Origin of the sequence: Burkholderia sp. Se-20378 (assembly GCF_017104665.1) — a bacterium.
GTDB lineage: Bacteria > Pseudomonadota > Gammaproteobacteria > Burkholderiales > Burkholderiaceae > Burkholderia > Burkholderia lata.
In genome coordinates this window covers 1-9,331 of sequence record NZ_JAAGPG010000333.1, presented here as the reverse complement: position 1 = coordinate 9,331, position 9,331 = coordinate 1, and the positions used below count along the sequence as shown (strand labels likewise).

Genomic DNA, 9,331 nt, shown 5'->3' with positions numbered 1-9,331 from the left:
GCCAAGCCCGTGGCAGCCATGCCCAGCGCGAGCAGCCCGCGCGACAGGCGTCGGCGCGAGCTGCGCGGCGACTTGCCGCACGCCGCCGCGTTTTCGTGAACCGCGACCCATGCGCGGATCGATTCATTCCAGATGGTTCTGTAGATCTTGTTCATGGCTATCCAGTGTTCTCGCGAAACTGATAAGTGATCCGAATCAACCGGCTGTTGCAGGGACGCAGAAGCACAAGCAAAAAAGGGGGTAAACCGGCTGGAGCCACATCGCGCCGGCATGCAGCGCGTATGGCGCGATACCACCGGAATCGGACCGGAAGCGGGCAGTCCGTCTCGTGAACGGACGAAACGAATGCGGATGTGTCGGGAAAGACGTTCGGTCCTGCGCGCATCGCCGCGGGGAATCGCATGGCGTTGCCCGTCAGCCGCCCTTCGTATCCGTATGCGTCAACCGCTTCCTGTTCAAACTGACAGGTCGCGGCGAAGCGTACGGTGCGTCAGGGTTTGACGGTAGTCTGTCGAGCCGATATCAAATATCGGCCTTGCGCGCATCTTTCGGGGAAAGGTGCTTTAGTACCATCTGCCGATTGGAAAACGAATCGAAATGCGAAATAGTTTCCGGATGATTCTGAGTACGTTGTATTGACCGGAAGCTATGTTTCAGCGATGGACATTGATCTCCAATCCAGATTGAATCCCCGCATTTCTTCGCGGATTATAAACGTTCATTGATCAGACAAGAGGCGCGACTTCATGGATTTGTTGGCGACGATGCGCATCTACGTCCGGGTCGTCGAGCGCGGCACGATGTCCGGCGCGGCCCGGGATCTCGACATGGGCCAGCCGGCCGTCAGCGAGCGCATCGAGAAACTCGAGAAATACCTCGGCACGCGGCTGCTGATGCGCAGTGCCCGCACCCTCACCTGCACCGAGGAGGGCCGGATCTTCTACGAACGCAGCAAGGAACTGCTCGACGCGGCGGAAGATACGATCGCATCGGTATCGAGAGCGGAAAAAACGCTGAGCGGCACGATCCGGCTCGCGTCGCCGCAGTGCTTCGGCGAGGTCGTGATTCCGAAGGCGTTGATGCACATCCGCACGTTGTATCCGCAGCTTCACATCGACCTCATACTGAACGACAGCATCGTCGATCCGGTCACGGAAGGCGTCGACATCTCGATTCGTCTCGGCCAGCTCGGCGACGGCGGCTTCGTCGCGCATCCGATCGGCGAAGTGGAGCGCGTGCTGGTGGCTGCGCCGTCGTATCTCGCTCGCTACGGCCCGATCGAACACAAGACCGACCTCGTGAACCACCCGTTCATCCGCGTGAAGGGCATCTTCGCGAACGAGCAACTGCCGCTGCAAGGCGAGGACAAGACGCTCGAATACGCGCGGATCCAGACGGTCATGACGACTAGCCACTGGCGTCCGATGTTCGACACGATCCTGGCCGGCGGCGGCATCGGCGTGGTCCAGCAGCCGGCCTGCCTGAACGCGTTCGCGCAAGGCAAGCTCGTCGAGGTGCTGCCCCGGTACACGATCCCCGCCTTCGCGCTCAACGCGCTCGTCCAGGCGCAGCGGCCGCTGCCGCCGCGCGTGCGGGTCATTGTCGACCTGCTGAAACAGGAAATTCCCGCACTGCTGGAGAAGCGCGCGCGCTGACGCCACGCGCCCGCCGGCGGCACGCGGCGGGCGCCGGCGTCACGCCTGCAGCGACTTCCCCGGCTCCTTCACATGGGCGTCGACTTCCATCTGGTAGAAGCGCGCGCTGACGAAGCCGAACAGCGTCCAGCCGAGGAACACGCACAGGCCGCCGAGCATCAGCGCCTGCTCGCCCGAGCTGAACAGCGCATAGAAGCTGTACGCGGTGGCCACCATCGCGATCGCGTTGGTCAGCAGCGCCTTCGCCGGCGGCACCTTCGCAACCTTCTGGATCGTGATCAGTGCGGCCATCGACATCACGTACGGCACGAGGTTCGTGACGACCGCGAGATCGACGATCTTCTGGAACTGGCTGCTCAGTTCCGGGCTGATCGTCATCAGCGCCAGCGCGACCTGCGCGACCAGCAGGATCACCATCCCGACGATCGGCGTGCCGGTGCGCGTCGCACGGGCGAACACCGGCAGGAAGTAGCCGACGTCCGCCGAACTCTTGAACACCTGCGCGACCGTGAACTGCCAGCCGAGCAGCGAGCCGATGCACGCGATCACCATCAGCGCGGTGACGATCGTGCCGACCGTCGGCGTGAACATCGTCGCGAACGCGATGCCGAACGGCGCGTTCGACTTCGCAAGGATCGCGTTGGGCACGATCCCCGCGATCACGTTGGTCGACACGATGTAGAAGATCGCCGACGCGATCGTGCCGCCGAGCACGGCGATCGGCACGTTGCGCTCCGGATTCTCGACGGCGTCCGAGTTCGCGCACGCCGATTCGAGCCCGAGGAACGCCCACAGCGTCACCGCGATCGAGCTGCCCACGGCCGGCCCGAACGGGATGTGGTTCGGGTTCCACGCGGCGCCCCAGGTCGCGCCGCTGAACCAGAACCAGCCGATCAGCGACACGACGACGACCGGAATGATCACGCCCCACACCGTCACCGCGCCGATCCGGCCGGTGATGCGCGAGCCGCCGAAGTTCGCGACCGTCGTCAGCACGAGCAGGAAGATCGTCCACAGGCCGGTCTGCAGCGGCGACAGCGTCGCGTCGAACAGCACGGTGCCGTAGCCAACGGCCGTGACGCCGATCGCGACGTTGGCGATCACCAGCGACAGCCCGTACGTGTAGTTCGCCATGTAGTTGCCGGCCTTGCCGAACGCGTATTCCGCGTAGCCGCCCATCCCGCCCGGCTTGCGGCTCAGCATCCCGCAGCGCGCGAACGCGTAGGCCAGTGCGAGCGAGCCGCCGGCCGTGACGATCCACGACAGCAGCGAGATCGTGCCGACCTGCGCGAGCTTCGACGGCAGCAGGATGATGCCGGAGCCCATCATGTTGACCGCCGTGAGGATGGTGAGCTGCCAGACGTTCATCCGGTTCTTCGGCGCGGCCGCGGGGGCCGCGTCGGACATGCGCGCTGCGTTTTCCATGATGTCGATCCTTCGATGTGAGGCCGCCGCGCGGCCGGTCGCTCGTTCAGGCCGTCAGGCAATACACGCGATACGTGCCGTCCTCGACTTCCACGCCGTGCGTATCGTGCGCGAAGCCCGGGAAACGCCGGTCGTACGCTTCGAGCGCCTTCAGGTAGCCGAGCACCGGGCCGCCCGCCGGCCCCGCGTTCTCGCCCGGCATCAGCAGCGGAATGCCCGGCGGGTACGGCACGACGCCGGTGGCGACCGTGCGCCCGGCCAGCGCCTCGAGCGTGACCTGCTCGACCCGGCCCTGCACCAGATGCTCGTACGCCCGCACCGGGCTCATGTCCGGCTTCGGCAGGATCGAAAAGGCTTCCGACATCAGCCGCGTCGTACCGAGCTGCTCCATCGCCGCGAACATCGTGTCGGCCAGGTCCTTCAGCCCCATGCCCGCATAGCGCGAGCCGTGCTCCTTCACGAGTGACGGAATCGCCATGTCGAGCGGCAGGTTCGCGTCGTAGTCGCGCTTGAAGTCGCACAGCGCGCTGACGAGCGAGCCCCACTTGCCCTTCGTGATGCCGATCGAGAACAGGAACAGGATCGTGAAGTCGGTGGTTTTCTCGACGACGATCCCGCGCGCATCGAGATAGGCGGTCACGACGCTCGCCGGAATGCCGACCGGCATCAGCCCGCCGGCCGGCGCGACGCCCGGCGTGACGATCGACACCTTGATCGGATCGAGCATGCAGTAGCCATCTTCGATATTGCCGAAGCCGTGCCATTGCGCGCCGGGGCGCAGCACCCAGCACGACGGGTCGCTCGCGAGCAGCTCGGGCTGCGCATCGTGGAACGGCAGCGTGCGGCCGGTGCGCGTCTCGAGCACGGTGTCGGGCTGCCAGCATTCGAAGAACCAGTCGCCTTTCGCGCCGAACTCGCTGTTCATCCGCGCGATCATCTGCCGGAACGCGACAGCCTCCTCGATCGACTCGTGCGTGAGTGCCGCGCCGCCGGGGCCGTCCATCATCGCGGCCGCGACGTCGTTCGACGCGATGATCGCGTAGTTCGGCGACGTCGACGCGTGCATCATGAATGTTTCGTTGAACTGGCCATGCGGAATCGGGTTGCGGCCGTCGCGCACGTGGATGTACGACGCCTGCGACAGCGCGGTCAGCAGCTTGTGCGTCGACTGCGTCGCGAACACCGTCGGGCGATCCGCATGATGGTCGCGCGGGTCGCCGTGCATCGCGTGGCGATCGCGGTAGATCGGGTTGAAACGTGCGTAGCCGTACCAGGCTTCGTCGAAATGCAGCCGGTCGACGCTCGCGCCGAGCAGTTCCTCGACGCGAGCGACGTTGTAGCACAGGCCGTCGTACGTCGAGTTGGTGACGATCGCATGCTTCGGCTGGCGATCGGCGAGCCCGGCCGTGAGCGGGTTCGACGTGATCGCCTCGCGGATCGCCGCCTGCGTGAGGCGCTCCGACGCGATCGGCCCGATGATCCCGTAGCGGTTGCGCGTCGGCACGAGGTAGGTCGGGATCGCACCCGACATCGTCATCGCATGCTCGGCCGACTTGTGGCAGTTGCGGTCGCACAGCGCGATCTGGTCGCGGCTCACGCTCGCCATCAGGATGATGCGGTTCGACGTCGACGAACCGTTCGTCACGTGATACGTGCGATGCGCGCCGAACACGCGTGCCGCATAGCGCTCGCTTTCGCCGATGGGGCCCGAATGGTCGAGCAGCGAGCCGAGCTCGCCGACCGAGATCGACAGGTCGGAACGGAACAGCGCTTCGCCGAAGTATTCGAAGAACGCGCGGCCGACCGGCGATTTGAGGAAGCCGGTGCCGCCCGTGTGGCCGGGCGTATGCCACGAGTATTCGTAGACGCGCGAGAACTTCGCGAGCGCGCCGAACATCGGCGGCAGCACGGTGGCGCGATAGCGTTCGATCGCCGCGTGGATGCGCCCGCCGATGAAGTCGGCCGTATCTTCGAGCAGCCACACGAAATCGTCCACCTGCCCCATCACCGCGGACGGCACCGTCGACGCGACGCTGCGGTCGGCCAGCAGGAAGATCGGCACGTTGCCGTTGCGATGCCGGATCGCGTCGACCACGGCCTCGGACGGCCCGTGGCCGTCCACGCCGAGATCCCAGTCGAGCAGCACGCACTGGATCGACGGATCGGAACGGATCAGCATGATCGCATCGTCGGCCGAGGTTGCCGTGAGCACGTCGATGTCGCGCTGCACGAGTTCCGCGCTCAGCGTGCGGACCGCACGCCCGGTCGCGGTTTCCTGCGTGATCTCGTCGTCGACCAGAAGCGCGCGCATGCCGAGACGACGAATGCCACCGACGGAGGTATTCATATTGTTGCCCTCGTTGTTCCGATGCTTCGTTGGGGTAATGCGTCTCACGAGCACGCGGACAGCAGGCCACGGGCGGCGGCGTGAGACGCTCGCAAATCCGGTTTGATTCGCCATCCAATTCGGAGCCGACTATGCCATAGATGCCATTTGATGAAAAGCAGACGATTCGGCGAAACGGCCAGCCGTTTTCAAATCGCATTTCACGAACGGTTCATTTTGATGTGCATTGCAACACGCCGATTTCCGATTATTCGATCGTTCTCGCCCGGTAATCCGACGGCCGATTGCGGTCGATTGAATTCGCCCGGTTTTGTTGCTACGATCGGCTGCGCCGTGCCTTGTCCGGTGGCGGCTGCGCCGCGCCGCGCAAGGCTGCTTCGTGCGGCGCGCCATTCGGCATTCAGCATTCGCGGGAGCGTTTCAATCGGCTGCGGCGCGTGTCGGATTACGCGGATTACGCGGCGGTGCGAATGCGGCTCCCGTTTTCCGCACATTTACGGGAGAGTTCGCGTGAGCCTGTTGAAAATCGCAGTCGAGCCGGCGCTGATTGGTGCCTTCCTCACCACGCACGAACAGGTCGACGTATTTCAGACCGATTTCACGAATATCGCGGCCATCGTCGTCGGAATCGATTCGGCGCAACAGGTGCTTAAAACCGTCGAACGAACCGGATTCGCGATTCCGTTCTTCGTCGCGGTCGAGCCCGACCAGGAAGTGCCGCCGTCGATCCTGCCGAGCGCGAGCGGCGTGATCCAGCTCCGCCACGGCGGACGCCATTACTACGGCCGGCAGATCTCCGCCGCCGCCGACATCTACAGCGAGAACCTGCTGCCGCCGTTCTTCAAGGTGATGCGCGAATACGTGCAGCGCGGCTACGTCGAGTTCGACTGCCCCGGCCACCAGGGCGGCCAGTTCTTCTCGAACCACCCGCTCGGCCGGATGTTCTTCGACTTCTTCGGCGAGACGATCTTTCGCGCCGACCTCTGCAACGCCGACGTCCGGCTCGGCGACCTCCTGATCCACGAAGGCCCCGCGCTGGAAGCGCAGCGCAATGCCGCGCGGATCTACAACGCGGACAAGACGTACTTCGTGCTGAACGGCACGTCGACGTCGAACAAGGTCGTCACGAGCGCGCTGCTCGCCCCTGACGATCTCGTGCTGTTCGACCGCAACAACCACAAGTCGGTGCACCTCGGCGCGCTCGTGCTGTCGGGCGCGCGACCGGTCTACCTCGAAACCGCACGCAATGCGTGGGGCCTCATCGGCGGCGTCGACAGCGCGGCGCTCGGCGAAGCGCGCATTCGCGACGCGATCCGCGACGTCGCGCCGGATCGCGCCGACCGGCCGCGGCCGTTCCGCCTCGCGGTGATCCAGCTCGGCACCTACGACGGCACGATCTACAACGCGCGCGAGATCGTCGACCGGATCGGGCATCTGTGCGACTACATCCTGTTCGACTCGGCGTGGGTCGGCTACGAGCAGTTCATCCCGATGATGCAGGACTGCTCGCCGCTGATGCTGACGCTCGGCCCCGACGATCCCGGCATCTTCGTCACGCAGTCGGTGCACAAGCAGCAGGCCGGCTTCTCGCAGACGTCGCAGATTCACAAGAAAGACAGCCACATCGAAGGCCAGAAGCGCTTCTGCGATCACCGGCGCTTCAACAACGCGTACATGATCCATGCGTCGACGAGCCCGTTCTATCCGATGTTCGCCGCGCTCGACGTCAACGCGCAGATGCATGCCGGCCCGGCCGGCAAGCGCCTGTGGCGCGACTGCGTGGCGCACGGCGTCGATGCGCGCAAGCTGCTGTTGAAGACCTGCCGCCAGATCCGACCGTTCGTTCCCCAGAACATCGACGGCCGCCCGTGGGCCGACTACCCGACCGAGCAGATCGTCGACGACCTGCGTTTCTTCCGCTTCCACCCGGCCGACACGTGGCACGGCTTCGAGGGCTATGCGGACGACCAGTATTTCGTCGATCCGTGCAAGCTGCTGCTGACGACGCCCGGCATCGATCGCGACACGCACGAATACGCGGCGTTCGGCGCGCCGGCGCCGATCCTGGCGCGCTACCTGCGCGAGCACGGCGTCGTGCCCGAGAAGGCCGACCTGTACACGATCCTGTTCCTGCTCACACCGTCGGAGAGCTTCGGCAAGCTGCAGCATCTGGTCGCGCACCTCGCGCAGTTCGAACGCCATCTCGACCAGGACACGCCGCTGCGCGAAGCCATTCCGTCGCTGTGCGAAGCGTATCCGGAGCTGTACGGCAACATGCGCCTGCGGCAGCTGTGCCAGCGGATGCACGACTTCTACCGCAGCCACGACATGAAGCATCTGCAGAAGCTGATGTTCCGGCGCGCGCAGTTCCCGAAGCAGGCGATGCTGCCGCAAGCGGCGAACGCCGAGCTGATTCGCAACAACGTCGAGCTCGTCACGCTCGATCGCATCGAAGGCCGGATCGCAACGGAAGGCGCGTTGCCCTATCCGCCCGGCATCTTCTGCGTGGTGCCCGGCGAAGCGTGGGGCGGCCCGGCGCTCGACTACTTCCGCGCGCTCGAAGCCGGGATCAACGCGCTGCCGGGTTTCGAGCCGGAAATCCAGGGCGTCTATCTGCAAACGCAGCCGGACGGCACGAAGCAGGCTTCGGCTTACGTCGTGGCAACCGGCACCGACGCGTCACACGCGTAACCCGGCTCGCCGCCCTTCTTCGAGGCCACCGCACGGCGCAGGCGCGGGCGCAAGAGTCCGCACTTGCGCACCGCCTGACCGTGCGGTACCGTCCTGCTTTCCGGGATAACCGAAGCCTCGCCTCGAAACCCATCCGTCGATTCGTTCCGATGCGGCCCCGCCCCCTGCCCGGCGCTGTCGCGTCGCGCGTACAGGAGGGGTTCCGTTGGACGTTCGCATCTACCTGCTGGCCGCCGCCGTGTTCCTGGCCGGCGTCGCCGAAAACATCTTCGTCGGCATCCTGCCGGCCAGTTCCGCCGGCCTGCACGTCTCGATCGCCGCCGCCGGCCAGCTCACCACGATCTTCTCCGCCGTGTTCGCGCTGGCCGCGCTCGTCGCCGCAGCCTGCGTCGCGCGTGTCGAGCGGCGCACCGCGCTGCTAGCGTCGCTCGGCCTGTTCGCGGCCGCGAACCTGTGCGCCGCGGCCAGCCCAGGCTATGCGAGCCTGTTCGCCGCACGCGTGCTGATGGCCGCGAGCTGCGCGACGCTGATCCTCGTCGCGACGCGGTTCGCAGCCGAGCTTGCGCCGGCGTCGCAACGCGGCCGTGCGATCGGCATCGTGTTCATGGGGATCAGCGCGTCGCTCGTGCTCGGTGTGCCGTTCGGGATGCGGATCGCCGACTGGGCCGGCTGGCGCGCGGTGTTCGTGTCGATCGCCGTGCCTGCGCTGCCGCTCGCGATCTGGCTTGGCCGGCGATTGCCGCGCATGGCGCCGATCGCTGCCGCCGCGGCCGCCGATGCAGCGGCCACGCCGTCGTATCGCGCGGTGCTCGCCCGCCACCGGCTGGTGGCCGCGCAACTCGTCTCCATCGCGATGATCGGCGGTCACTTCACGCTGTTCGCGTATCTCACGCCGTATCTGCAGGCCGTGCTGTCGCCCGGCGCAGCCGCGCTCGAAGGGTTGTACGTCGCATTTGGAATGGCCGGCGTGACCGGCGCATGGCTTGGCGGACTCTTCTCGGACCGGCTCGGCGCATCGCGCGCGCTGTGGGCGTGCCCAGCCGTGTTTCTCGTCGCGATGGCCGTGCTGCCCGCGGCCGGTGTATCGCCGCTCGCGTTCGTGCCCGCGATGATGCTGTGGGGCGGCATCAGCTGGTCGATCTCGCCGATCGTGCAGAACTACCTGATCCACACTGCGCCGACGCTTGCCGATGCGAGCGTCGGCGCAGTGTGG

Annotated in this window: 7 protein-coding genes; 3 read left to right on the top strand and 4 right to left on the bottom strand. The window is 65.9% G+C overall.

Features of this window, described 5'->3' with window-relative positions; all coding sequences use genetic code 11:
• A partial coding sequence (locus tag G3N93_RS42515) for an ESPR domain-containing protein (RefSeq protein WP_374196518.1) occupies window positions 1-155 on the bottom strand: 155 nt, incomplete at its 3' end.
• Between the two features lie 591 nt (window positions 156-746).
• On the opposite strand from G3N93_RS42515, the gene G3N93_RS27060 reads away from it, so the two are divergent.
• A complete protein-coding gene (locus tag G3N93_RS27060; RefSeq protein ID WP_174943668.1) occupies window positions 747-1,655 on the top strand; it encodes a LysR family transcriptional regulator in 909 nt (302 codons plus the stop codon).
• A 39-nt stretch (window positions 1,656-1,694) separates the two neighbouring features.
• Here the strand turns inward: G3N93_RS27060 and potE are convergent, their stop codons facing one another.
• The 3 genes from potE to G3N93_RS27045 all read right to left on the bottom strand — a co-directional run bounded on the left by potE (window position 1,695) and on the right by G3N93_RS27045 (window position 5,834).
• The gene (potE, locus tag G3N93_RS27055) at window positions 1,695-3,080 is read right to left on the bottom strand and encodes a putrescine-ornithine antiporter (RefSeq protein WP_174936123.1); all 1,386 of its coding nucleotides are present in this window, start codon (window positions 3,078-3,080) and stop codon (window positions 1,695-1,697) included.
• Between the two features lie 46 nt (window positions 3,081-3,126).
• On the bottom strand, window positions 3,127-5,427 hold the full coding sequence (locus G3N93_RS27050; RefSeq protein ID WP_206134339.1) for an Orn/Lys/Arg decarboxylase N-terminal domain-containing protein: 2,301 nt from the start codon (window positions 5,425-5,427) through the stop codon (window positions 3,127-3,129).
• Window positions 5,428-5,627: 200 nt separating this feature from the next.
• Complete coding sequence (locus G3N93_RS27045) at window positions 5,628-5,834, bottom strand: hypothetical protein (protein WP_174943662.1); 207 nt, start codon at window positions 5,832-5,834, stop codon at window positions 5,628-5,630.
• 103 nt (window positions 5,835-5,937) lie between these two features.
• Here G3N93_RS27045 and G3N93_RS27040 point away from each other — a divergent pair, with 103 nt between their 5' ends.
• Both G3N93_RS27040 and G3N93_RS27035 read left to right on the top strand, forming a co-directional pair.
• Window positions 5,938-8,118, top strand: coding sequence for an ornithine decarboxylase (locus G3N93_RS27040; protein WP_174936127.1), 2,181 nt, complete (start codon window positions 5,938-5,940; stop codon window positions 8,116-8,118).
• A gap of 205 nt (window positions 8,119-8,323) precedes the next feature.
• A partial coding sequence (locus tag G3N93_RS27035) for an MFS transporter (RefSeq protein WP_206134338.1) occupies window positions 8,324-9,331 on the top strand: 1,008 nt, incomplete at its 3' end.